The sequence below is a fragment of the Bacillus sp. FSL W7-1085 genome (genome assembly GCF_038595035.1).
Taxonomy (GTDB): Bacteria; Bacillota; Bacilli; order Bacillales; family Bacillaceae; genus Bacillus; species Bacillus altitudinis.
Genome location: NZ_CP152000.1, coordinates 3,358,160 through 3,381,655, shown reverse-complemented (window position 1 = coordinate 3,381,655; position 23,496 = coordinate 3,358,160). Strand labels below are relative to the sequence as shown.

25 protein-coding genes are annotated in these 23,496 nt (G+C 41.9%); 12 read left to right on the top strand and 13 right to left on the bottom strand.

Annotation, left to right across the window (positions count from 1 at the left end):
- Position 1 precedes the first annotated feature (1 nt).
- Both MKY11_RS17535 and MKY11_RS17530 read right to left on the bottom strand, forming a co-directional pair.
- The gene (locus MKY11_RS17535; RefSeq protein ID WP_007497584.1) at positions 2-679 is read right to left on the bottom strand and encodes an amino acid ABC transporter permease; all 678 of its coding nucleotides are present in this window, start codon (positions 677-679) and stop codon (positions 2-4) included.
- A 41-nt stretch (positions 680-720) separates the two neighbouring features.
- Positions 721-1,566, bottom strand: coding sequence for a transporter substrate-binding domain-containing protein (locus MKY11_RS17530; protein WP_342502116.1), 846 nt, complete (start codon positions 1,564-1,566; stop codon positions 721-723).
- 218 nt (positions 1,567-1,784) lie between these two features.
- Between MKY11_RS17530 and MKY11_RS17525 the strand changes: the two genes are divergently transcribed.
- Complete coding sequence (locus tag MKY11_RS17525) at positions 1,785-3,176, top strand: MFS transporter (RefSeq protein ID WP_035389771.1); 1,392 nt, start codon at positions 1,785-1,787, stop codon at positions 3,174-3,176.
- 33 nt (positions 3,177-3,209) lie between these two features.
- Here MKY11_RS17525 and MKY11_RS17520 read toward each other — a convergent pair whose 3' ends face one another.
- The 3 genes from MKY11_RS17520 to MKY11_RS17510 form a co-directional block, all read right to left on the bottom strand.
- Positions 3,210-3,809, bottom strand: a complete 600-nt coding sequence (locus tag MKY11_RS17520; RefSeq protein WP_008343330.1) for an undecaprenyl-diphosphatase — start codon at positions 3,807-3,809, stop codon at positions 3,210-3,212.
- Positions 3,810-3,918: 109 nt separating this feature from the next.
- Positions 3,919-5,106 (bottom strand): MFS transporter, encoded by a 1,188-nt coding sequence (locus MKY11_RS17515; protein ID WP_024718734.1) that lies wholly within the window; start codon positions 5,104-5,106, stop codon positions 3,919-3,921.
- A gap of 15 nt (positions 5,107-5,121) precedes the next feature.
- On the bottom strand, positions 5,122-5,535 hold the full coding sequence (locus MKY11_RS17510; RefSeq protein WP_008343328.1) for a MarR family transcriptional regulator: 414 nt from the start codon (positions 5,533-5,535) through the stop codon (positions 5,122-5,124).
- Between the two features lie 347 nt (positions 5,536-5,882).
- On the opposite strand from MKY11_RS17510, the gene spoIIID reads away from it, so the two are divergent.
- The 4 genes from spoIIID (at position 5,883) to MKY11_RS17490 (ending at position 9,170) form a co-directional block, all read left to right on the top strand.
- Complete coding sequence (gene spoIIID, locus MKY11_RS17505) at positions 5,883-6,161, top strand: sporulation transcriptional regulator SpoIIID (protein ID WP_008343327.1); 279 nt, start codon at positions 5,883-5,885, stop codon at positions 6,159-6,161.
- A gap of 185 nt (positions 6,162-6,346) precedes the next feature.
- Positions 6,347-7,348 carry a cell shape-determining protein Mbl gene (gene mbl / locus MKY11_RS17500; RefSeq protein WP_012011515.1) on the top strand — a complete coding sequence of 334 codons (1,002 nt, stop codon included), beginning with the start codon at positions 6,347-6,349 and terminating at the stop codon, positions 7,346-7,348.
- 134 nt (positions 7,349-7,482) lie between these two features.
- On the top strand, positions 7,483-8,322 hold the full coding sequence (locus MKY11_RS17495) for a flagellar hook-basal body protein (protein WP_242731177.1): 840 nt from the start codon (positions 7,483-7,485) through the stop codon (positions 8,320-8,322).
- A gap of 29 nt (positions 8,323-8,351) precedes the next feature.
- Positions 8,352-9,170, top strand: coding sequence for a flagellar hook-basal body protein (locus MKY11_RS17490; RefSeq protein WP_047945724.1), 819 nt, complete (start codon positions 8,352-8,354; stop codon positions 9,168-9,170).
- Positions 9,171-9,184: 14 nt separating this feature from the next.
- Here MKY11_RS17490 and MKY11_RS17485 read toward each other — a convergent pair whose 3' ends face one another.
- On the bottom strand, positions 9,185-10,240 hold the full coding sequence (locus tag MKY11_RS17485) for a tetratricopeptide repeat protein (RefSeq protein ID WP_058337021.1): 1,056 nt from the start codon (positions 10,238-10,240) through the stop codon (positions 9,185-9,187).
- Between the two features lie 219 nt (positions 10,241-10,459).
- Between MKY11_RS17485 and fabZ the strand changes: the two genes are divergently transcribed.
- Together fabZ and mscL are read left to right on the top strand one after the other, a co-directional pair.
- Complete coding sequence (gene fabZ, locus MKY11_RS17480; RefSeq protein ID WP_007497564.1) at positions 10,460-10,894, top strand: 3-hydroxyacyl-ACP dehydratase FabZ; 435 nt, start codon at positions 10,460-10,462, stop codon at positions 10,892-10,894.
- 126 nt (positions 10,895-11,020) lie between these two features.
- Positions 11,021-11,416, top strand: a complete 396-nt coding sequence (mscL, locus tag MKY11_RS17475; RefSeq protein WP_007497563.1) for a large conductance mechanosensitive channel protein MscL — start codon at positions 11,021-11,023, stop codon at positions 11,414-11,416.
- A 223-nt stretch (positions 11,417-11,639) separates the two neighbouring features.
- Here the strand turns inward: mscL and MKY11_RS17470 are convergent, their stop codons facing one another.
- Entirely contained in the window at positions 11,640-12,050 is a 411-nt protein-coding gene (locus MKY11_RS17470) for a YwpF-like family protein (protein WP_003215215.1), read from the bottom strand.
- A gap of 117 nt (positions 12,051-12,167) precedes the next feature.
- Between MKY11_RS17470 and MKY11_RS17465 the strand changes: the two genes are divergently transcribed.
- From MKY11_RS17465 to MKY11_RS17455, 3 genes are all read left to right on the top strand, one after another.
- Positions 12,168-12,524, top strand: a complete 357-nt coding sequence (locus MKY11_RS17465; RefSeq protein ID WP_008343305.1) for a hypothetical protein — start codon at positions 12,168-12,170, stop codon at positions 12,522-12,524.
- Positions 12,525-12,915: 391 nt separating this feature from the next.
- On the top strand, positions 12,916-13,776 hold the full coding sequence (locus tag MKY11_RS17460; protein ID WP_211256834.1) for a Cof-type HAD-IIB family hydrolase: 861 nt from the start codon (positions 12,916-12,918) through the stop codon (positions 13,774-13,776).
- A gap of 153 nt (positions 13,777-13,929) precedes the next feature.
- Positions 13,930-14,718: a PAS domain-containing protein gene (locus MKY11_RS17455; protein WP_342501645.1), complete on the top strand. Its 789-nt coding sequence runs from the start codon at positions 13,930-13,932 to the stop codon at positions 14,716-14,718.
- Positions 14,719-14,790: 72 nt separating this feature from the next.
- On the opposite strand, the gene MKY11_RS17450 is transcribed toward MKY11_RS17455, so the two are convergent.
- Together MKY11_RS17450 and MKY11_RS17445 are read right to left on the bottom strand one after the other, a co-directional pair.
- Positions 14,791-17,568 carry a DEAD/DEAH box helicase gene (locus tag MKY11_RS17450; protein ID WP_017360014.1) on the bottom strand — a complete coding sequence of 926 codons (2,778 nt, stop codon included), beginning with the start codon at positions 17,566-17,568 and terminating at the stop codon, positions 14,791-14,793.
- Positions 17,555-19,162 carry an SWIM zinc finger family protein gene (locus MKY11_RS17445; protein ID WP_024718725.1) on the bottom strand — a complete coding sequence of 536 codons (1,608 nt, stop codon included), beginning with the start codon at positions 19,160-19,162 and terminating at the stop codon, positions 17,555-17,557. The genes MKY11_RS17450 and MKY11_RS17445 overlap by 14 nt, the downstream gene beginning before the upstream one ends.
- 186 nt (positions 19,163-19,348) lie before the next feature.
- Between MKY11_RS17445 and MKY11_RS17440 the strand changes: the two genes are divergently transcribed.
- Together MKY11_RS17440 and MKY11_RS17435 are read left to right on the top strand one after the other, a co-directional pair.
- A complete protein-coding gene (locus MKY11_RS17440; protein ID WP_003214884.1) occupies positions 19,349-19,492 on the top strand; it encodes a hypothetical protein in 144 nt (47 codons plus the stop codon).
- 115 nt (positions 19,493-19,607) lie between these two features.
- Positions 19,608-20,927 (top strand): UDP-glucose/GDP-mannose dehydrogenase family protein, encoded by a 1,320-nt coding sequence (locus tag MKY11_RS17435; RefSeq protein WP_342501644.1) that lies wholly within the window; start codon positions 19,608-19,610, stop codon positions 20,925-20,927.
- Between the two features lie 40 nt (positions 20,928-20,967).
- Here MKY11_RS17435 and MKY11_RS17430 read toward each other — a convergent pair whose 3' ends face one another.
- The 4 genes from MKY11_RS17430 to budA all read right to left on the bottom strand — a co-directional run bounded on the left by MKY11_RS17430 (position 20,968) and on the right by budA (position 23,481).
- The gene (locus tag MKY11_RS17430; protein WP_007497548.1) at positions 20,968-21,501 is read right to left on the bottom strand and encodes a chromate transporter; all 534 of its coding nucleotides are present in this window, start codon (positions 21,499-21,501) and stop codon (positions 20,968-20,970) included.
- The gene (locus tag MKY11_RS17425; protein ID WP_039963093.1) at positions 21,501-22,061 is read right to left on the bottom strand and encodes a chromate transporter; all 561 of its coding nucleotides are present in this window, start codon (positions 22,059-22,061) and stop codon (positions 21,501-21,503) included. Before MKY11_RS17425 ends, MKY11_RS17430 begins: the two co-directional genes overlap by 1 nt.
- A 37-nt stretch (positions 22,062-22,098) precedes the next feature.
- A complete protein-coding gene (locus MKY11_RS17420; RefSeq protein ID WP_017360010.1) occupies positions 22,099-22,575 on the bottom strand; it encodes an Lrp/AsnC family transcriptional regulator in 477 nt (158 codons plus the stop codon).
- A 153-nt stretch (positions 22,576-22,728) separates the two neighbouring features.
- Entirely contained in the window at positions 22,729-23,481 is a 753-nt protein-coding gene (gene budA, locus MKY11_RS17415; RefSeq protein ID WP_234712484.1) for an acetolactate decarboxylase, read from the bottom strand.
- Positions 23,482-23,496 lie beyond the last annotated feature (15 nt).

Genomic DNA, 23,496 nt, shown 5'->3' with positions numbered 1-23,496 from the left:
CCTAATGATCACTGACTGATAGTTTCTTCTCAACGGTTTGCACAGCGAATGTTAACAGCAGGACAAGAACTAAGTAATAGACAGCCACGACAAGTAAGTACGTCATGTTGTCAAAACTGTTGGAGCCTTGAGTGGTGGCTATGTTAAAGAGTTCATTGACGCTGATGAAGGCAGCAAGTGATGAATCTTTTAAGCCGATGATAAACTGATTGCCGAGAGGGGGAAGGGCGCGCCGCATCGCTTGCGGGAGAATGATACGTCTCATGGTTAGAAATCGCCCCATGCCAAGAGAACGTCCTGCTTCTTTTTGACCTTGATCGATTGATTGAATCGCCCCTCTGAATATTTCTGCTATATAGGCACCGTTATGGAAGGCAAGCGCAATAGAGGCTGCCCAAAAGTCGGGTATATTTAATTCTGTCAGCCCAAAATACAGGATAAAAATCTGCACAATGAGTGGTGTCCCGCGTACAAGGAAGATATAGGCATTTGCGATATAACCGAAAACGGCCACGCGGGATATTTTTAGTAAGGCAAAGAAAAGCCCGATGAACATGCCGATGAAAATACTGATGACAGTGAGTTGTAAGGTGAGCAGCATTCCTTCTAAGAAAACGCCTCTAGAATCAATCAGCGTTTGAAAAAAATGTGATAAGGTAGGCAAAACAATCATCTCCATTTGAAGAAAGTGCGCCTAGAGAAAGGCGCACAATCGTGGTTTTAATCCTGTTTGACGGTAATATCTTCGTCAAAATACTTTTCGCTAATTTGTCTTAATGTTCCGTCTTTTTTGAGTGCATCAATCGCATCGTTGATTTCTTTTATGAGCTCTTTATTGTCTTTAGAGACAGCAATTGCTTGCTCACTTTGCCCGAGTCTTTCTTGTGCTTCAATTTTTAGTTTCTTCTTCAAGGCTTCTGCACCTGTGGCAAAATCAGTGACGACTGCATCGTGTTTGCCATTGGCTAGTGCTTCTAAAGCGACAACATCACTGTCGTAATATTTCGGTTCCTGACCGCTATGTTCTTTGGCAATATCCGCATAAGACGAACCTTTAGAGACAGCGATTTCTTTGTTTTTTAAGTCATCTGCACTGTGAATGTCTGCGCCGGGTCTTGTGAAGATTTGCGGACCTGAGTAGTAATACGGTTGAGAAAAAAGGACGTGTTTTTTTCGTTCCTCGTTGATGGTATGACTTGCAATGGCGGCATCAAATTTACCTGCTTTGACGCCTTCGACGATGCCTGCGAATTTATATTTTTTCTGTACAGGCTCTAGGCCCATCTTGTCGCTAATCGCATTGCCGACATCAATATCAAAGCCAGACATCTGGTTTCCATCCATGTAACTGAATGGGTGGAATTCACCTGATGCTGCAAAAATAAATTTCCCATCCTCCAAAATCGGCGACCCTTTCGCTGTAGAATTACGTTTATCTCCGTTCCCATTTGTTTCATTTGAACCACACGAAGACAGAAGTAATACTGCAACCGAGAAAAGGGCTGGGACCCAAAACCGTCTTTTTTTAATAATAAGCTTCTCCTCCTTTTCAGCCGTTCTCCGTATAAGGAGAAAGTAGGCTTTTCAATATGTGTAGCATCTTACCATTTGTTCCTCATATTCTCAATTTTATATGCGCTTTTCCAACACTTGCCCTTTTTAAAATGTATGTCTTGCTTTTCGGAGAGAGAACTTGAATTGATCAGGGTAAAAAAGGGAAATGAATCTCATAATAACGAGGAGATAGACAAAGAACGTGTATGTCAAAAGAAGGGGGCGGGTGTATGATCAAATGGAAAAACAATCGAAAAGTCTTTTTAACGGCGATTGCTTTTGGAACGATGTTAAATCCATTGAATTCCTCAATGATTTCTTTAGCCTTGCATCAAATTCAGCATGAGTTCGGTTTGTCGTTTACGACGGTATCTTGGCTCATTTCAACCTTTTATTTGGCCAGTGCGGTCACGCAGCCGGTGAGTGGACGAATTGGAGATCATGTGATGAGCCGGAGAACCTTATTTTTATTTGGACTAGTTCTAGTGGCAGTCTCAGCCATTTGTGCGCCGTTTGCCCCGACTTTTGCGGTGCTGATTGTGATCCGGCTTCTACAGGCGATTGGAAGCAGTGCGATCTATCCTTCAGGTGTTGGACTGATTCGGGATCATGTGAAGGAACGACAAGCTTCTGCTTTAGCGGTATTGTCCATCTTTGCTTCAGCGATGACAGCACTCGGGCCGACACTTGGCGGGTTTTTGATGACGATCGGCAGCTGGCCGGCGATCTTTTTAGTGAATCTGCCATTCATATTGATCAGTTTTTTTCTAGGCCTTTCCTTGTTTCCTAAGGAGAAGAAGAAAAAATTGCGTATCGGAGACACTGTCCGAAAGCTTGATTTGCCAGGGATGTTTCTATTTACAGTTTGTATTGTCCTTTTGCTTTCTTTTTTATTATCACTATCTGATGGTATTCAGTATGTACAGGGCATTCTCTGTCTTGTGAGTGCGGGTGCTTTTATATGGTGGGAATATCAGGTGGATGAGCCATTTATCCAAATTCGGATGTTCAGGCAGGAGAAACGGCTTTCGCTTGTGTATGTGCAATTTATCATTTTGAATATTTTCTTCTATTGTCTCTTTTTTGGCTTGCCAAGTTATTTTCAGGATGAATTGGGCTGGCGTGTGGAGATGACAGGTCTCTTTATGCTTTGCATGTCTGGCGTGAGCATAATGGTCTCGCCGCTGACTGGCAAGTGGGTAGATCGCGGCGATGAACGGCACCCTGTTTTGGCAAGTGCTGTGCTGATGCTGGCCGGCGCTTCCGCAATGACTTTCTTTTTTATTCCTGCGCCATTCTGGGGGAAAGGACTGGTTCTTGCTTTGCTTGGACTCAGTTACGGGATTGGAAATGTTGCGCTTCAAGCTGCGATGTTAAAAGCGAGCCCTCAACAAATGATTGGCACGACCTCTGGGCTTTTTCAAACATGCAGGTACCTTGGTTCCATTCTGTCATCTGCCGTGCTTGGCATGCTGTTTGGTGAGGAAATTGCAGGTTCTCATTTTGAACAATTAGGCTGGACATTAATCATGATTTCCCTTGTTGGCATTAGCGTCAGCCTTTATTTTTCGAGTATGGTCAGAGGAAAACAAACAATGAAAAAAGCGGCTGGGATAAAGTAGAAGAGAGGTCTTCCATACTTTATCGCAAGCCGCTTAAGAGTTGGACAGGTCTGATCCTTGGTCCTTTTGCTTCCTTCTGAAAATTTTGCCCACAATGTTCTCGTAAAATGTCACGATACGGTCAATTGGAGAGTCAAAGAACTTCCATAATTTATTCATGATAAAGACAACCACAATCGATACGATCAAGCTGCCTAATACATCAAATGGATAATGATGACCGACCCAGATGCGGGAGAACCCTGTCAGTAATCCAAAAACAAGCAAAATATTGCCGAGTTTTTTATTACGGGATCGAATGGCTAGTGAAAGAGCCAGTGCACCTGTTGTGTGGTCACTTGGGAAGGAAGCGTCTGCTGAGTGCGGGATGAGTGTGTCGACTTTGTGCGCCACAAACGGCCGCTCTTCATAATAAAACAGCGTAATGGCAAAATTGACGATGAGTGCCACGATGCCTGTTACACCAGAAAAGAAGACATGCTTCTTAAATTTGTGATTACCTAAAAACCAGCAAATCAATAAGACGAGGGCATATACGAGAATGGCCTTTTTCGTAATGAAAATCATGGCCTGATCTAAAAACTCAGAATGATGAGCCATCCCGTGTATGACTTTAAACAATTCGTAATTCAAAACATCACCTATACTTTCGCTTAACGCCAACTATTTTTCAAAAGACCTATCTGTTCATTTGAAATATCCTATATTTTAGCATGTTTTCAGTGAAGTTTAAAACAGTATCCTATTCTGATAGGGAAACCTTTTGTGCTTTTGCTTCTTGCGGTTTTCGTTCGCTCCAATAAAAAACGCCCATGCTGAGTAACACGACAACGCCAGCAATGAGATATACATTTGAAAAATCTGTGAAGCTGACAAGCAGTCCGAAGACAAATGATCCAGCGGCAATCCCCGTATCATATAGGGTAAAGAAAGTTGCTGTGGCGTAGCCTGTACGGTGTGCTGGTGAGTGCTGTATCGCAAGTGTTTGTAGACATGGCACCAAAGAGCCGTAGCCAAGACCGATGACAGCGCCGGATAAAAGAAGCATGGTGGCTGTTTGGGTAGCGGTCAGCATCCATAAACCAATCGCAAAGAGAGCAATCGATGGATAGATCACAATATGAGGCCCGACTCGGTCAAACAGTCTGCCTGTAAATGGACGTGATCCAAGCATTGCAGCTGCAAAAACAATGAAGAAATAACTGCTTGCACCCATCAGGTGAAGTGAATTGGCATACACTGAAATAAATGAAATGATCGGCGAGTAACAGAAGGAGATAATGATTCCAACTGCTGCCGTTTTTAAAGCACCTTTTTCAAACAGGTGAGAAAAAGTGAATCGAAAGATGACACTTCCGCCGTTTTCAGGCTCTGGCTGTCTAATCAGCATCGTGAAAGCTGCACCGATAGAGACGATGATCGAAAAGAGAAGAAATAAAGAATGGAATCCTACTTTTCCGACTTGATTCAGTGCGATAAACGGACCGATAACCACAGCGAGGTTCATTGACATCACAAAGTATCCAAGACCCTCTCCTCGTTTATGTTTCGGAATCATATCAGCTGCAATAGCACTTGCTACGGTTGTCAAAATGCTGAAGAAGATTCCTTGTACGAAACGCAGCATGAGAAGTGTTTGGAATTGATCAATTGGAATGTATAAATAAGTGAGCAGGGCAAAAGCCGTTGAAGAAAAAATCGCCATGCGTTTCTTGCCGAATTTCTCAATAATGGCCCCTGAAAATGGTCTTGTCACAATTGCTGATAATAAGAAGACCGTCACAAGGAGGCCGCCCTGTGATTCTGTTCCATTTAATTCATCCATTGTGTAAATGGGGAGTAGTGTCAAAAGGGCATAAAAAGAGGTGAATGTAAATAAATTCACCAGGACAATCATGATAAAGTCTTTTGTCCAAATGCGTTCGTTCATGGTGTATGTCACTTCCTATTCAGTTGATAATTTGTGTAAAAGTGTATGGAGGAGTTGTTTTTCTTCGTAGGTAAAATCTGAAAGACATTCTTCTTCAAATTGTTCCATCGTCTGTTTGATTTTTTGAAACTTTGCTTTTGCATCGTCTGTCATGACGATGAGATTCTCACGTTTGTCTTTTCCTTGGACTCGTTTCACCCAGCCGTTTGCTTCTAGACGCGTCACGGTTCTGGTAATCGTCGGTGCTTCGACGTTCAAATAGGTCCAAATGTCTTTTTGCGTTTTAGGACCGAATGTATCCAAACAAAAAAGTACAGTCCACTGGGACATGTACAAGTCATAAGCAGCAAGCGCTTCGTTCGCTTTTTTAGACAGCAGCCGCGCGCTTTGATGTATTTGATGTAAACACTCTCTGTTTAACGTATCCATAGGCTCACCTTTATTCATTATTTATCTAGGTAAATAAATTCACCTTTCCTATTTTACGTGTTACACCGATGCTTGTAAAGTGAAAATTTTCGCCACTCGAAATGATTTTTTGTTTTGTCTTTTCTGATAAATCCCTTGTCCCATCTTCATTTTTAGCATATTCCCTATGCAATGCTAATACACTGTTACAAACCTGACAAAGAGAGTGTTTGAGGTGAGGGATCGTGTTTGGCATTTACTAACTAATGGATGAGAAATTAAGACGAACAAGCGCCGCTGAAAATGGATAATATTGATACGGATCTCATTTCACACTTCTCACATCCATTTTAGGGAGGTCGAGTGGTGTGCACGATTACATCAAAGAGCGAACAATCAAGATAGGAAAGTATATCGTGGAGACAAAGAAAACCGTTCGTGTAATTGCGAAAGAATTTGGAGTCTCTAAAAGTACTGTACACAAGGATCTAACAGAAAGACTGCCAGAAATTAATCCAGATCTGGCTAACGAAGTGAAGGAGATACTGGATTATCATAAATCAATCCGCCACCTGCGAGGGGGAGAAGCCACAAAGTTAAAGTATAAAAAAGAAGAAATTTTAGAAGGTGAGCCTGTAAAACAGTAAGCTTTAGTTCTTTGTTCATAAACATGATATATATATCTTCCTCTTATCGGTAGTTTCTAACCACAAATTTTGTAAAGACTTTTGTAAAGAAATATCTTTTTTTCTGCAAATTATGATAGAATATATAATTAGGGCAGAATGTGGTATTTGCTATGGAAACAGATTTTCAAGGAGGATATATATAGATGTTTGCTAGGGATATTGGAATTGATCTTGGTACTGCAAATGTACTGATTCATGTCAAAGGAAAAGGAATTGTGTTAAATGAACCATCTGTTGTCGCTCTTGATAAAAACAGCGGGAAAGTATTAGCTGTTGGAGAAGAAGCGAGACGTATGGTTGGACGTACGCCTGGGAATATTGTTGCGATTCGTCCATTAAAAGATGGCGTAATTGCTGATTTTGAAGTAACTGAAGCGATGCTCAAGCATTTTATTAACTCATTAAATGTGAAAGGGCTATTCTCTAAGCCGCGTATGCTCATCTGCTGCCCGACAAACATTACATCTGTTGAGCAGAAGGCGATCAAAGAAGCTGCTGAAAAAAGCGGCGGGAAGCATGTATTTCTTGAAGAAGAGCCAAAAGTAGCAGCTATTGGTGCTGGTATGGATATTTTTCAGCCAAGTGGAAACATGGTCGTAGATATTGGAGGCGGAACGACAGATATCGCTGTCATCTCAATGGGTGACATTGTAACCGCCTCTTCTATTAAAATGGCTGGAGACAAATTTGACTTGGAAATTCTAAACTACATTAAAAAAGAGTACAAGCTGTTGATCGGTGAGCGAACTGCAGAGGACATTAAGATCCAAGTTGCAACGGTATTCCCAGACGCACGTCACGAAGAGATCTCGATTCGTGGACGAGACATGGTGACAGGATTACCAAGAACGATTACCGTCACAAGCAAAGAAGTAGAAGAAGCATTACGTGAATCTGTATCTGCCATTGTTCAGGCTGCGAAACAAGTTCTTGAAAGAACACCACCTGAATTATCAGCTGATATCATTGACCGCGGCGTCATCATTACTGGTGGCGGAGCTCTTCTAAACGGGCTTGATCAATTGCTTGCAGAAGAGCTGAAAGTACCAGTTTTCGTTGCAGAAAATCCAATGGATTGTGTAGCAGTTGGTACTGGCGTGATGCTTGATAATATGGACAAGCTGCCAAAGCGTAAACTCAGCTAATGATTTCCCTCATTCTTTTTAGAAAGAATGGGGGATTTTTATTAAAGAAGCCTGCCAATATGCCGATATATTTCATAGAAGATTGTGTACTGATGATTTTAGGTCATGTGAAAGAATTTGAATGAGGTGAGCACGTGTTAAAAGGACTATACACCGCAACATCTGCCATGATCGCTCAAGAGCGGCGGACAGAAATGCTTTCAAATAATATCGCAAATGCGAATACTCCAGGCTATAAAGCAGATGAAGGGGCCATGCGCGCATTTCCAGAAATGCTGCTAAGCCGAATGGAATCAGGACGTTTCCAAACATCTTCAGGCAAAGGCTTTAGTATCCCACAGCAAACGGCGATTGGCGGAATTAATACGGGAACATACATGCAGGAATTGATTCCTCAATTTACACAAGGAACATTAAAAACAACGGATCAAACAACTGATATCGCATTAGTAGAAAATAATGTACCCATCAACCCGGAGACAAATCAAAAGTCAGCGCTTTTTTATGCTGTGAATACACCAGAAGGCGTTCGTTATACGAAAAGCAGTTCCATTACATTGAATGATCAAAATCAGTTGACGATCAATGGACGTGCCCTTCTTTCTGTGACGGGTCAGCCGATTACCGTTCAAAGTGAGAATTTCAAAGTGAACGCAGATGGAACTGTGAGTGAAAACGGACAAAACCTTGGACAAATTGATGTACGTGTTGCAATGGATACAAGAAACCTTGCGCGTGAAGGAAATGATTTATACCGTACAGTTGATAATCAGCCTCTTCCAAGTGCGGTCAATAACGGTCAAATGTCCTATACATTAAGCCAAGGTGTATCAGAGCTCTCGAACGTTGATGTGACGAAATCATATACAGAAATGACAACAGCCTACCGCGCATTTGAAACAAACCAAAAAGTGGTTCAGGCATATGATAAAAGTTTAGAAAAAGCAGTGAACGAAATCGGAAGAGTGTATTAATGAAAAAATGAAGAGAGAGGAGGATTCTCATGCTTAGAACGATGATCAATGCAGCTGTGTCAATGAACGAGGTGCAAAAACAGCTTGATATCATTAGTAATAACATCGCAAACAGTGAAACAACAGGGTATCGCGCGAAAAACACCCGTTTTTCAGAGCTGATCAGACAACAGTTTAATCAGGTAGATGAAAAAAATGAGCAGGTGGCAAACAGTCGTCTGACACCTGCTGGTATAAGGCTTGGAACTGGAACGATGGTCAATGCATCCATTAACTCATTGCAAGGGTCTATTAAAGAAACAGGCCGTGACCTTGATGTTGCATTTGGTGCGCCATCTCAGTATTTGCAGGTCAATGCTGGCGGTAACATCCGGTATACAAGAGATGGCTCTCTTTATTTACAGCCAGGAAATAATCCGAATCAAGTCCAGCTGGTGACAAGCGAAGGCCATCCGATTCTTGACGAAAACGGGAATGAGATTGTCTTAAATGCGAATTTCCGTGATATTTCTATTGATAAAAATGGCCGGCTTACAGCTATTTCTCGAGGCAATCAACCGAATCAGCAGGTGAATCTTGGGGTTGTTCAAGTGAATAATTCTTCAGCACTCATCTCTGAAGGAGAAAATTTGTTCTCAGTCGACGGCAACTATCAAGGCGCTTTAACGGCACTGAATGGGGCAAACCGTCAGGCCATTCAACTTCAGCAAGGTGCACTTGAAACGTCGAATGTAGACATGTCTAAAGAATTAACAGACCTCATGACAACACAGCGTTCGTATCAGATGAACTCAAGAACCATTACGATGGGCGATCAAATGCTAGGACTCATTAATACCATTCGATAATGAGCAGGCGGATGTCAGCCTCTCATGATAAAAAAGGCGGCTCGCTCAAAGTCGCCCTTTTTTTTATAAAAATCTGAGACATCTGCAAGCAGATCTTCAAGATCAATCCAGGCTTCTTTTCGTTCAAGACATGTGACGAGTGTAGCAATCTGTTCATCTGCCTTGGGCGTTTGGCTGTAGAGAAGGAATAAAATTTGGAACTTGATTCTTAATAGATCAAATTGGGCATCAACGGCTTCTTTTAGCCCTTTTTGAATATACTTCATTCCTTCATCAGTTAAATCCTCTTTAAAGCAGGAACGCACAGTTTCATAGAGACACGACACATAGGAGTGGGCAGATTTCCGGTATGCTGGGAGCCGAAGCGCTTTTTTAAAGTATTCTAGTGCTTCCTTATGACGATTCTGTCTCGACTTGATAAAACCAGCGTCATAATACACGATACCAAGCAGTTCTTGGTCATCAATCATTTTCACGTATTCGATAATTTCAATCAAAATAGCTTCTGCTTCTTCATATTTTTTTTGATCACTAAAGTTAAGGGCGAGCACAATTTTGCACCGATAAATGCTGTGGATATCCCCGTGCTTTGCAAAGATATCCATGGCTTTTTCAACATGTCGAATGGATAACAGTGAATAGCGGTTGTTATAATAAACACCACTTGTACGGAAATGAAACTCCGCTTCCTCTAGCTCATCGTCTAGCAGGGGCAGTTTTTCTTCTGCTTTTTCAAGATAGTGAATGGCATCATTTTGATCGCTCTTTAAAGATTCGTATAAACCGAGAAAAAAGTAAAAATAATATTGCAGTTGATCATTCATTTGATCTTTGTGGAGCATGAGTTCATGCTTCAGTTTTTCTAAGTCTTCTGTTTGGTTCATCCAGAGCTGGTGCCGAAAAAGCATAAGCTGATAATGTAAATGAAGCTCCTGTTTCTTTGACAATCTACGTTTATATTTGGTTAAGGACGTTTTGATCTCTTCAGCCTTCGAAAAATGTCGATGTTTTAGCATTGTATACCACGAATGGAGAAGTTTTTTAATGGATTTATCGCTTATAAAATTCATTTTTACCCTCTTATTCAATCAATGATGTAATATATATTACCATATTTGTGAAAAAACGATGAGTGTAGAGTGGATTATATTTCATGACAATAGGTAATGATAGATTCTATTTTTTACCATAAATGTGGGCTGAACATTGAAAAATGACAGCATTCATAATATACTTCAATAGGAATCAAATGAAGATTAGCGATATAGAAAAGAAGGAGAGATCAAGACATGCTTGATGCTCAGCAAATTCAAGACATTATTCCACACCGTTATCCATTTTTATTGGTTGACCGTATTTTAGAAGTTGATGGTGAGAAAAGAGCGGTTGGAATCAAAAATGTCACAGTAAATGAAGAATTTTTTAATGGCCATTTCCCAGGATACCCCGTCATGCCGGGTGTGCTTATTGTAGAAGCGCTTGCTCAAGTTTTTGGGGTCATCATGTTAGGTAAAGAAGAGAACAAAGGGAAAATTGGTTTGTTTGCAGGGATTGACAGCTGCCGATTCAAAAGACAGGTCAAGCCAGGCGATCAGCTACGTTTAGAGGTTGAAGTCACACGTCTTCGCGGTCCAGTTGCCAAAGGAAAAGCAGTTGCAACAGTAGATGGCGAAGTGGCATGTGAAGCAGAACTGACATTTTCTATCGGTCCGAAAGTATCGTAATGTGTCTGACGGTTCATCTTGTATGAACCGTTTTTTATATGGAAACATTCATCCAGAGCGGATGAGGACTTGCTTTTTTGACAAAAAAACGTCATATTAGACAAAAAAAGATGAAGGTGATAAAGAATGCTGAAAGAATTTAGAGAGTTTGCCGTCAAGGGGAATGTGATTGACCTGGCTGTCGGTGTCATCATCGGGGGAGCATTTGGCAAAATTGTCACTTCTCTTGTGAATGATTTAATTATGCCGCTTGTTGGTATTATTGTTGGGGGGCATGATTTTAGTGGATTGTCTATTAAAATCGGTTCTGCTCAAATTTTGTATGGAAGTTTCATTCAAACAGTGGTCGACTTCTTGATTATCTCCTTTTCCATTTTTATCTTTATTCGTTATTTAAATAAATTAAAACGGAAAAAGGTAGAGGAAGAGGAAGTGGTTGAAACGCCAGATCAAACGGAAGTGTTGTTAACCGAAATTAGAGATTTATTGAAAAATCAAAGCCAATCGAAAGATGTGCAATAGAAAAAGAGCGGCTCATCCCGCTCTCAGCGTGTAGACAAACCCTCGCATTCTTTGTCAGGGCTGGGCTCCGGTGCTCACGAATATTAAATTCGCTCTGCTCCGGTGCTCGCCCTTCCTAGACTTCAAAGGTTTTCTATCACGCTGAAAAGGAAGACAAAGGGCTAAAATAAAGTTCATTTTAGCCCTTTGTCAACCATCTAAGAGCGGCTCATCCCGCTCTTTTTTATGTGTTCTGTTTAAAAGCATCCAGCAGTTTTTCTCCTGATAGCCCCTCTTTGACGAGGTCTTTTAATACTTCTTCGGTTTCTGTTCTGTAACGATTTGTGATCATTTTACCGTCGAGTAATACAGATATGTTTTCTTCTAAGGCAACGATGTTTTTGACTTGGACCGATAGATGAACAGGGCGGTTGTTTTCTTTTGTAATCGTCACGAGAATCTTTACTTCTGTATGCTGCTGAAAGAGCACCTCAAACACTTGTCTATGCTTCTTTGGGATCAGTGCCTCGATCATCCAGTGATTTTCGCCATCTTCTTTATTAATGATTAAGCCGTCACGAAGGGGAATGCTGGACATTTTATCTTGCTTTGGATCAAGTTCGATTTTTAAATCAATCAGCCTAAAGGTTTTCATATTTATCACCTCACAAGCGTTCATTATTCGTAAGTATCATTATAGCATACAACATCTGTATAAATGAAACCGCTGCCTACTCAGAACTAGCTGCATATAAGTGAAAGGAGATGTTTTATGGAGTCCTATCAACTTCGAAACATACATATTGGTGAGGAAAAGGAAAGCAATGTGAGGGTCTATACATGGGGAGACATTCTCTCATTTTGTGATGTGTATATGGAAGAAGGGGAGTCCCTCACTTTTCAATACGTGACAGACGATCAAATGGACTGTTTCGAATTTCAATTGTCAATTCATGATGGAAGGCTTTGTTTTTATTGGTTTGCGTGGGACGGGTCTGACTATATTCACATGCCTTCTAGTAATTGGATTCATTCAGATGTTTTTTATCAATTTATGAAAAATAAGTATTTCGTCAAACAAAATAAGATGATGTTTTATACGCAAGCGGTAAAAAGTAAAAATGATTGAGGAAATAAAGAATTTGAAGAACGATTTTGTCATTTTCGTTTTTTGTCTCTTGTGCTATTTCTCAGTAGACTAGGGTTAGCTGAAAGGAAAGGAGGCAAAAGGCAAAGGTCTAGCATCTCGCGGCCCTCCTCTAGCTATAGCTGATAGACTTTGTCTTGTACACATATTCACTGCGTAATAGTAGAACCAAGGTTTCTTTGTATCAGTCATGTGTCCCCTGTGAATCCCCTTATGCGTATCCGGTCATGTAGCGTGACCGGGTACTCTTATATTCATTGATAAGCCGATCATCCCTTGCAAATAGTGGATACTCATTTCATAATGATGATGGATTTGATAAACGGAAGGTCAACTGAAAATGCAGGCAAAAAAGGAGAGACCGATGACAAACATTCAATTAATCGCAACGGATTTAGACGGAACTTTATTGAACAGTGAGCACAAAGTGAGTCAGGAAAACGAGCAGGCGTTAAAGGAAGCAGCGGCGAGTGGGATTGAGGTTGTCGTTTCAACAGGAAGAGCGTATTTTGATGTGAAATCTATTTTTGATCAGCTTGGGATGAATACGTGGGTCATCAGTGCAAATGGAGCTGTGATTCATGATCCAGAAGGTCAGGTATATCATTCGGCTGTTCTAGAAGAAGAAAAAGCAAAACACATCTTATCATGGCTTGAGGAGCGTGATTATTACTATGAAGTGTTTACGAATGAAGCCATTTACACACCAAACCGCGGCAGGGAGCTTCTGGCGATAGAAATGGACCGCTTAAAGAGTGCAAATCCAGAAACGGATCAGCGCGTTCTTGAGCAAGCGGCTGAAGTTCAATACAGCCAGTCAGGTTTTGCTTATATTGATACATATCAAGAATTGTTTCGTGAGGATCAGAATCTTTCGTTTTATAACATCTTAGGTTTCTCATTTTTTCAAGACAGATTGAAAGCCGGATGGGATGCGTTTGGACATGATTCTGAATTAACATTGGTTAGTTCGGCTGATCATAACTTTGAAATTGGAGCAAAGGAGGCGTCGAAAGGGCAGGCGTTAACCAGGCTGGCAGAAAAGCTCGGTATTCCATTAAGCCGAACAGCGGCTGTAGGAGACAGTTTAAATGATGAATCAATGATTCGGGCAGCTGGGGTTGGAATTGCAATGGGGAATGCGAGAAAGGATATAAAAGAATTAGCTGATCACGTCACGTTAACAAATGATGAACATGGTGTGGCACATATGATTCAACATCTTTTGAAATAATTGAATCGTATGTATTTGTATAAATGACATAGGATGAAGCGCATTCTACAAAAGAGGAATTCAGAACTACTTCTATTTACACCCGCTATGGAACATCATATAATTTAATTATGAATATAACCCGCTTGTAAGGAAGTTAAGGAGAGTAAACGAATGGCGCTGGAATCTTATAAGTCCGACAATCTGCATTTAATCAAGGAAGCCTTAGACTATACTCAGGTTGGCCTGACGGTGACGGACCCGTCTTTACCTGATAATCCTTTAATATATGTGAACAAGGGCTTTTTAGATATGACAGGCTATCAAGAAACCGAAGTAATAGGAAAGAACTGTCGTTTCCTTCAAGGAGATGAAACTGAACAGATTGCTCTCAAACAAATTAGGGCAGCCATTAAAAACAAAGAGGCTGTCACTGTACAGTTGAAAAACTATAAAAAATCTGGTCAAATGTTTTGGAACGAGTTAAGTGTGGCGCCTCTATGGATTGATGAAAATGAAGGGAAACGCCTTTATTTCGTTGGTCTGCAAAAGGATGTTACGAAAGAGAAGGAACAGCAAGAGCTTCTTGAGCAATCCATTGATGAAGTATTGAATATTTCTGTCCCGATTGTTCCGGTGAAGGATGGTATTTCTGTCCTGCCGATCATAGGTACGTTAACAGCGCCAAGATTTGATAAAATCATCTCAACAGTCTCCACTTATATCTCTCAATCCAAAGACGATTACTTTATTGTGGATCTGTCTGGTTTATTAGAGGTGGATTCATTTGTGGCAGATGCGATCTTTAAGCTGAATGATTTGATTTTAATGACTGGCACAGAACTGATCGTGACAGGTATTAAACCAAATCTTGCGATGAAAATGGGAGAAATGAGAGAGGACTTCCGTGAGTTGAACACGTATATGAATGTGAAATCTGCATTGAAAAAGCTGCAAATTTAAGCATTCCTTTAGATGAGATGAAATAAAGAGGACTTTTCATCAAGTTTGAGAAAAGTCCTCTTTTTGCTGTCATTACGAAGATTGAGCGGCTGCACTTAACGTGAATAAATCTTCTAGTTCGTTCGTTGACAGCTCTGTAATCCAGCTTTCACTTTGGATAATTTGATCATTTAACGTTTGTTTTGTTTCGAGCATTTGATCAATTTTTTCCTCTATCGTGCCGGTTGTGATCATCTTATGGACGTGAACAAACCGCTTTTGCCCGATGCGGTAAGCGCGGTCTGTTGCTTGGTTTTCTACAGCAGGATTCCACCATCTATCGTAGTGAATGACATGATTGGCGGCGGTTAAGTTTAGTCCGGTTCCTCCTGCTTTTAAAGAAAGAATTAAGATGTTGAACTCTTTTTTCTGGAAACGTTCCACCATTTTGTCCCGATCATGTTTTGATAAGCTCCCATTTAAAAATTGAACTGGTTCTCCAAACATCTTTTCGGCGAGCTGTTTGATCATGTTGCCCATTTCAATATACTGCGTAAAAATGAGACAGCTTTCTCCTTGTTCGTGTATGGCTTTTAACAGCTCTGCTAATTTATCCATTTTTAATGAACGCTTCAACAATTTCACATCTGTTCCGCTCTCTTTTAAATAAAGAGCAGGGTGATCGCAAATTTGTTTGAGTCTGCCAAGCATACTTAAAATGATGGCTTTCCGCTGCATCCCTGTTAATGAGGCCATATGTTCGAATGTATCTTTGACCAGCTGTTCATATAAAGATGCCTGCTCTGCAGATAGCGGGATGAATTCTTTTTCTTCTAGTTTCTCTGGCAGATTGAGTGCAACTTCTTCATCTTGTTTTGTTCGTCTTAATAAGAATGGCTTGATCAGCTGCTGCAGCTGTTGGATTCTTTTTTCTTCACGGTCTTTTTCAATCGGAAGGACGAACTTTTTATGAAAACTGGTCAGGCTGCCGAGATATCCTTTGTTCACGAAGTCGAAAATAGACCAAAGCTCTGTCAAGCGGTTCTCCATCGGTGTCCCGCTGAGGGCAATGTGGTGCTGTCCTTTTAATTGCCTAATGGCTCTCGATTGTTTCGTATGGGCATTTTTAATGTTCTGGGCTTCGTCTAAGCAAATGGTATTCCATTTGGCTGCTGTTAATTCATCACGGTCAGAATGTGAGAGACCATACGAAGTGAGGACGATATCTGTTGATTCGTACGCTTTTGTAAAGTTCTCACCTTGTGGACGTGACGGTCCATAATGCAGAGCGACATTCAAATGTGGTGCGAATGTTTCAAGCTCTCTTTGCCAGTTCCCTAATACGGAAGTCGGTGCAATGATGAGAGATGGAGCGGCGTCTTGTTGATGCTCCTTCAAATAGGTGAAATAAGCGATCATTTGAATCGTTTTTCCAAGTCCCATATCATCTGCTAAACAAGCCCCGAATCCATGAGACCTTAAGAACAGAAGCCAGTTGACACCGTGCTGCTGATACGGCCGCAGTGTGCCCTTAAAGGACTCACTCATCTCGTAGGATGGCAGCTCTTGTGTATCATTTAACTGATGAACAAGTCCTCGTAGTTGAGACGAAAGTTCAAATTGAATATGGGCAAAGGCCGAACTGTCTAGCAACTCAGGAATCGACTCAGAGGAGGCCTCTTGGTCTGCGAGTTCACGTGATAAAATATCCGACATATGAAGTCCTTCGTTCTCAGCGCGCTCCATCCATTTCTTCATTTGCTGGATAAAGGTCGGGTCGATTTTAATCCATTGTCCACGAATGTTGACAAGACGACGTTTACTTTGAACAAGCTCGTTGAACTCATCTTCTGTCAGCTCAATCCCGTTTGTGGCAAAGCGCCAATTAAAGTCCATAAGGGCATCCATTCCAACGTGCGATTCGCCTCGTGGTGTGGAGGAAATCCGTGCTTTTAGCATCATGGTGCTTTCTTTGACGATCTGCCACCATGATGGGAGCAGGATCTCAATCCCCATGTTCACAAGTGTTTCACTCGCTTCAGATAGGAAGAGCCACGCTTCTTCTTCTGACATGAGGGTGGTACCAGATGTAAATGAGAGCCAAGGGACAATCTGACCGAACCGCTCCAGCTCTCTGGTGATTTTTTCTTGAAACGGACGCCATGATTTTTTTAAAGAACGGATGCCTTCAAAGAAATGCAGATCACTGTTTTTCTTATCACGCAAAAACAATTCAATTTTCCAATCATCCCCGTCGAAATCAGGCTCATTTAAACGCAAGCCGACAGTGAAAGGCGTCTCATCATCAATCCAGCCGATCGTTTCCAAGAAATCCTGTTCATCTAAAAAATGTCCCTGGAAGGAGGAAAGAGCAGGCGATTGAGCAGTCATTCGGTTCCATTTGTGCTGCAAGGCATCATCATATTGAATGTAATCCTGTACGGCAAAGGAGAACCAATCAGCTGTGTAGCCATCTAACAGGCCTTCTTTGTCTTTAAAGCGAAGCATGCCTTTTGTCCATGCCTCGAAATCTGGGACAAAATCTTCATCCTCGATGAATTCGTAAATGGTTGAGGCTGTTTTCATAAGCGGCTCTGTTTCATCCGTTAACGTCACATGGCTGAAAGTATTGAATGAATTTTTCCCTAGCAATTCAACGGTCATCCAAGGACTTAACAGGAAGGCAGGTGTGCCAATAAAGCTCACATCTTCTAAGAATGTTCCGTAAAAAGATGATTCGTGCCATTGGAAAAGCTGCCTCTTCATTTCATTTAGCGGTACAGGCTGTCCGTCCTCTGCTTGCGCTGAAATGGTGAAAGAGAAATCTTCGGTTTGTTCTGCATGAATGACAATTTGTTTATGGCGTGTCATCAATTAATTTTCCTTTCTTCATTTCCTCTTGGAACGCACGCAGCCGTTTTGTTGAATCTTGCAGCTGCTGTACATATCTTTCCCACACCGCGGTTTTTTTCGTTTTATGATAAAGCGTACGCAGTTTTTTGAGCATTTTCACAGATTCCCGGTAAGCACTTCGATTCTTTTGATCGAGAAGCAGTGAGATTTCCCGGTGGTACGAAGGAATGAGTGCTTCAGGCTCTTCCTTTGCAATCTGTTTGATCAGTTCTTTCTCCAATTCACTGATGGAGAAACCAACGAGGCTGTGTATTTCAATCCATTCTGCATAGCGTTCTTGTGCATATAAGAGCTGACTATATTCAGTAAATGCATAAGGCATACAGATTTGGAGATAGCGTTCATACAAGAAATGATCTTTCGTCTGTTTAAAGTACGCGTCTAAATAAAAGAAGAAATCGCTGACGGCTCCACGCAGTTCTCTATAAGATAGGTCAAGCTGGCAATATTCTTCTAATACATATGTGATCTCTTGATACCAAAGTTTGAGACGCTTCCAGTCCTTGCGGTTTGTGAGATCCTTTAGCCAATTGAGCACATTCGGCAGCATATCTGCATTGAGCAATTTTAATTGCTGGAAGAGTCTTTCGTCTTCTTTTAGCAAATAATCCATATGCATCAGCCCAATGGTGCGTTCAACCGTTTGTTCCTGCTGTTGGGCGCTCTTGAGTAATTCTGTTTCTTTTTTGACCCATTTCCCTCTATTTAATATAGTTCCCCACATTTCCATAAAGACCGCAACTCGTTCATGCTGGAAAGGTCCGCTGATTTGAAGAAGTGTCCGAACGGCAGTTGGTGTGTTTTCAAGAAACGGATCGAGGGAAAAGGAAAGGGCGTATGTCCTCAAGTGATCCACTGAATCAAAAATGGTGTTCATGAGCTGTTCTACATATGGATTCATCGAATAAAAGTCTTTTTCGGCATCAAGACGGCCGAGATCGATTAGCTCATGGAGCCTTAACCACACATCGATGGACGTATGAATCGCATACAAACTCTTGAATTCAGGTGAAGTGGGTGCGTGTTTTTTCAGGATCGATAAATAGCCGTAATACAAATGCTGTGGCGTTTGCTGGTGCTTCGGTGTCCGTTTCAGCCAGAGGTGAAATTCCTCCTGGAAAAAATTCAGCCAGCTCTGAAGTGATTGTTCATCTGGGCGCTTCACTTGGAAGTGCTGACGAATGAGTTCTTTGCTGCGCTGTAATTCATCCTTCTCTGACCAATTTTCTGTAAAGCCGGTCACACTCTCTACTTGAGCGTATAGCGAAAAGAAGACAGCGAGGATGTGTTTACATAGTCCATCAGCTGGACATGAGCAGCTGCTTCTCACTGGAAACAGCACATGAAGGTGGACTCTTGCTGCCACGACATCATGTACATAAGCTGACCATTCGGTATCAGACTCTTGCTTGAGCCGATATACGCTGTCCTGTCTATAAGTAATCAATGCTTTTTTGATGAGTTGCTTGTTTTCATCTGTTGAAGGAAGAAGTTCTTTGATCTGTTCGGCTGTTTGTTTGATTTCTTCTTCGTTGATGTTGTGCTGAAGCATTTGATCCGCTCCTAACCAAGTAAAAGATTCCAATTCTTTTATTATAGCTCAATGGTGATTTATAAAAAAGTTTTTCATGAAAATGGTCATAAATTTCAAAAGCTGTCGAATGATGTATTAGAGTATTGCATAAACCAACCATACAGCATATAATAATGAAATTAGTGGAATCGAAAGGATACAGACATGGATAATAAGGGTTTAAATCAAGAAGAGTTTTTAAAGATTTTGATGTACGCTCATGATATTGGTGAAAATTCCAATGATGTCACAACAAAAGAAATGCTTGAAAATCTGATTGCTCATATTCGAAATGGTCTTGTTTCATAAAAGTAGCCCCCCTGCTCTCTCAGCAGGGGGTTTTTGTATGCTTTTATGAATGGAACGAAAATTCCCGGCATACGATGACATTACAAGCATAAGGAGTATGGGGAGCTGATGTGTCATGAAGATTGCGATTGCAGGCTGTGGGTATGTAGGGCTTGTCACAGGGGTGTGTTTAGCAGAGGCTGGACATGATGTGACATGTATGGATATTGACCGGCGGAAGGTCATGCAGCTGAAGCAAGGGAATCCTCCGATGTACGAGCCGGGATTAAAAGAACTGCTCAAACGGAATATGGAGCAAGGACGCATTCGTTTTCACATCAATGGAGCGTCAGCCTATTCGCAGGCTGACGTGTTAATGATTGCTGTCGGAACCCCGCAGCAGGCAGACGGTCAAGCTGATTTGCAGTATGTCTTTCAAGCGGCAAAGGAGATGGGCTTACAAGCAAAGCCAGGCGCAGTGCTTGTCGTGAAAAGTACAGTGCCTGTCGGAACGGGCGATCAAATTGATCATTTGATTCATCACGTGTTAGGTCGTAAGGAGCCATTATCTATTGCATCGAATCCAGAATTTTTACGAGAAGGGTCTGCCATCTCAGATACGCTGCGAGCGGATCGGCTGGTGATTGGAGCCGAAACGAAGAACGGATTAGATCAGCTAGAGTCTATGTATGCGGATTTCCACATTCCATTCGTGAGAACAGATCGGAAAAGCGCAGAGATGATCAAATACGCATCAAATGCATTTCTTGCCACAAAAATCAGCTTCATGAATGAAATTGCTTCGATTTGTGGAAAAACGGGAGCTGATGTTGAGAGAGTTGCAGAGGGGATGGGACTCGATCAGCGGATTGGTGCTTCGTTTCTTAGGGCAGGCATTGGTTACGGAGGTTCCTGTTTTCCGAAGGATACTAATGCCCTTGTCCAAATTGCAGGGCATGTGTCCCATGATTTTGAGCTATTGAAGGCTGTCATCAAAGTGAACAATGAGCAGCGAACAAGTTTTATTCGAAGTGTGAAGGAGCGGATGGGAGAAAACTTGGAAGGGAAGAGAATGGCTCTTCTTGGCCTTTCCTTTAAGCCGAATACAGATGATATGAGAGAGGCGCCGTCAATCCCAATCGCTCATCAGCTCCATCAATTAGGAGCGGAGATCGTAGCCTATGATCCTGCTGCCGCTCGCAATGCAGCTCAAGAACTGCCTGATCAAGTCCTTTTTGCTCAAACGATTGAAGAGGCGATCAAGGATGCTGATGCTGTCTGTATATTAACTGAGTGGGCGGATATTCAGTCCTTTCCACTTTCAGCTTATAAAGATTTCATGAGGCAGCCGATCATTTTTGATGGTCGGAATTGTCATACGCTTGAAGCGGCAGAAGTAGCTGGTGTCGAGTATCATTCTATTGGGCGCAGGTCTGTCTCTCCTATTTATATGTAATGAGAAAAACCGATAACTGCACGTGTTATCGGTTTTTGCATTAATGCGGAAGAATGAATCCGCCATATAAAAATGCAGCCACAATCAGAAAGGCAGGGTGCAATTTGAATTTGGTCATAAAGAAAAATGAAATGGCGGCAATGGCAAGTGATTGCGTCCAGCCAATGGCTTTCACGGCATCTCCACCAATTTCCCATGTTAATAAAAGCATCATCATCGCAATGACAGGCTGTACAGATAGGGTCATGCCTTTGACGACAGAAGATTGGCGAAAACGGTCAATGAGTTTTAGCAGTAAGATCAATCCGATCGCAGACGGCAGGACAGTCGCAAGCAGTGCAACGATAAAGCCTGGCCATCCCATGACATCATAGCCTACATAAGCCGCAATTTTCGTAGCGATTGGACCTGGAAGTGCGTTGGCTAATGCGAGCATATTGGAGAACCCTTCGTTCGTCATCCAATGAAAATGATTGACGATTTCTTCATAATTGAGCGGAATGGAGGCAGGTCCTCCGCCATACCCTAACAGATTGGATAAGAAGAATGCCCAGAATAAAAAGAGAATCAGCATCACGAAGACACTCCTTTCTCTTTATTTGTTCGAGTCCAGCGATCTTTCAGTTTGAAATGAAAGGCACCATAACATAAAAAGATGATGACAATGATTCCTGGATGAATCGAGAGTACTTGAAGACCGACAAATGCCAAAAGGAATAGGGCGATTCCGAAGATCATGCCGAAGCCCTTCAACGCTTTTTGTCCAAATTCATATGCCATCATTCCTAACAGAACGGCAATCACTGGTGTCACAGCACCTATCATATTTTGAATGATGACTGAAGAGCTTAAGACGCTGACAAGTGTAACAAGTGCCACCATAGCGAGACATGTCGGTAAAATATGTGCAGCTGTTGCAACAATGGCGCCAGATACACCTTTTAATCGATAGCCGAGGTATGCCGACATTTTCGTAGCAATCGGTCCGGGCAATGCGTTGGCGATGGCGAGTGTTTCTCCAAATTCGTCATCATTGATCCATTTGTATTTGACGACCGCTTCATGGCGAATGAGCGGGATCACAGAAGGTCCTCCGCCAAATCCCAGAATACCGGTTCGCACCATGGCGATCATGAGTTCAAGATATGATTGCAAGTGGTTCAACTCCTATCTACAATTTCATGCCCATTCGGCTTTTGTATCGTTTAATGAGCATTTGACAGTCCACACTGACGACGCCTTCAAGCGGGTACAGCTTCTTTGTCAGGAACGTCTCCATTTCCTGTTCATTTTGAAAAATGCCATGCATATGCAGCTTGCTTGGTCCTGTCATATGATAAAGGCTTGTGACGGCTGTTTCCTGCTCAAGCTGAAGGGCGACTGTTTCTAAACATTTCGGCTCAACCTCTACGTTAAAAAAGACAGAGACATGAATGCCGATCTTTGCTGGATTAATGACAGCGGTGAATCGTTCAATGACACCTGCTTCAATGAGCTGCTGAATACGGGCTTGTACAGCAACACGGGAAAGGCCGACTTGTTTCCCTAGATCCGTGTAGGACATACGCCCGTCCTCGTGTAATAAGGAAAGAATTTGTTTATCTCTTTCATCTAATGTTAAGTTTGGAATGCGATATTCATGTGCCACCGTATAACCACCTTTCTTCTGTTGATATTCTATCATATTTTATTACGAATAGAATGTTTGATTTTTAATTGAGTAACGAAATGAAATAATAAAAGAGGATAATATATCTTTTTGTATAAAAAAACACCCCGGTATCACCGGGGTGTGTTCATTTTATTTTTCTGGGCTGCTTTCCGCACTGGCAATTTGCTGTGCAAGGTCAGCACGATCAATGTCTGCTTGGAAGAACTCCTGCGTATTTGGCAGGTGTAAATTCATGTGACGTTTTTGAGAAATTCGGATGGTCACTTGATCCACAGTGTAATCAAATACATGCCCGCCTACGCTTCGATCATCATCAATAAAGTGGAGATGATATCCGCTTACCGCAATGCCATGTGCGTACTGTGGTGTACGGAAGCCTGCGATCGTCCCGCGAATATTTTCAAAATCGAAAATAGGCTGTGACTTGACTGCCTCTATCATCGGAACGTAAGGTTTTTCCTGTTTTTCAACCGTACGGGTTTGAACCTTTTTGAATGACCCATCGATGCGGATCGCATAAAAGACATTCTTGCTCGGTAAGATTCGGTCGATTTCTTCCTCTAGCTCTTTGGACGTCATCGGTGCATCAATTCGATGAACGATGTCCGTTTCAAAGAATGCTAGAGAACAGAATGGTGAATAATCTTGATCGGTTACTGGTGTGGCTGTTCCATCAGAGCGCAGTCGATAAAAAGCGCCGTCAAAGCCGATTAGTTCCCCATCTAATTGATTGAATGTGCCAATGCCAAAATCACCGTGCTCGGGAATATGTGATAGGGAGAAATCTCCATCGTATACGGCTTCCAGCAAGGAGGTCATGGTTGATACTTGATAGACCTCTTGCTTTTTGTCCTGCGGTATTGTGTTGTTTTGTTGATTCATTGGGTGCATCATACC

Excerpts from the sequence above, each read along its gene's own strand:
- fabZ (WP_007497564.1), top strand. The coding sequence starts at position 10,460 with ATGCTTGATGCTCAGCAAATTCAAGACATTATTCCACACCGTTATCCA.
- mbl (WP_012011515.1), top strand. The coding sequence starts at position 6,347 with ATGTTTGCTAGGGATATTGGAATTGATCTTGGTACTGCAAATGTACTG.
- MKY11_RS17535 (WP_007497584.1), bottom strand. The coding sequence starts at position 679 with ATGGAGATGATTGTTTTGCCTACCTTATCACATTTTTTTCAAACGCTG.
- MKY11_RS17525 (WP_035389771.1), top strand. The coding sequence starts at position 1,785 with ATGATCAAATGGAAAAACAATCGAAAAGTCTTTTTAACGGCGATTGCT.
- MKY11_RS17440 (WP_003214884.1), top strand. The coding sequence starts at position 19,349 with ATGGATAATAAGGGTTTAAATCAAGAAGAGTTTTTAAAGATTTTGATG.
- budA (WP_234712484.1), bottom strand. The coding sequence starts at position 23,481 with ATGAATCAACAAAACAACACAATACCGCAGGACAAAAAGCAAGAGGTC.
- MKY11_RS17455 (WP_342501645.1), top strand. The coding sequence starts at position 13,930 with ATGGCGCTGGAATCTTATAAGTCCGACAATCTGCATTTAATCAAGGAA.
- MKY11_RS17445 (WP_024718725.1), bottom strand. The coding sequence starts at position 19,162 with ATGCTTCAGCACAACATCAACGAAGAAGAAATCAAACAAACAGCCGAA.
- MKY11_RS17425 (WP_039963093.1), bottom strand. The coding sequence starts at position 22,061 with ATGATCGCCATGGTGCGAACCGGTATTCTGGGATTTGGCGGAGGACCT.
- mscL (WP_007497563.1), top strand. The coding sequence starts at position 11,021 with ATGCTGAAAGAATTTAGAGAGTTTGCCGTCAAGGGGAATGTGATTGAC.
- MKY11_RS17435 (WP_342501644.1), top strand. The coding sequence starts at position 19,608 with ATGAAGATTGCGATTGCAGGCTGTGGGTATGTAGGGCTTGTCACAGGG.
- MKY11_RS17465 (WP_008343305.1), top strand. The coding sequence starts at position 12,168 with ATGGAGTCCTATCAACTTCGAAACATACATATTGGTGAGGAAAAGGAA.
- MKY11_RS17490 (WP_047945724.1), top strand. The coding sequence starts at position 8,352 with ATGCTTAGAACGATGATCAATGCAGCTGTGTCAATGAACGAGGTGCAA.
- MKY11_RS17515 (WP_024718734.1), bottom strand. The coding sequence starts at position 5,106 with ATGAACGAACGCATTTGGACAAAAGACTTTATCATGATTGTCCTGGTG.
- MKY11_RS17510 (WP_008343328.1), bottom strand. The coding sequence starts at position 5,535 with ATGGATACGTTAAACAGAGAGTGTTTACATCAAATACATCAAAGCGCG.
- MKY11_RS17485 (WP_058337021.1), bottom strand. The coding sequence starts at position 10,240 with ATGAATTTTATAAGCGATAAATCCATTAAAAAACTTCTCCATTCGTGG.
- MKY11_RS17450 (WP_017360014.1), bottom strand. The coding sequence starts at position 17,568 with ATGACACGCCATAAACAAATTGTCATTCATGCAGAACAAACCGAAGAT.
- MKY11_RS17430 (WP_007497548.1), bottom strand. The coding sequence starts at position 21,501 with ATGCTGATTCTCTTTTTATTCTGGGCATTCTTCTTATCCAATCTGTTA.
- MKY11_RS17470 (WP_003215215.1), bottom strand. The coding sequence starts at position 12,050 with ATGAAAACCTTTAGGCTGATTGATTTAAAAATCGAACTTGATCCAAAG.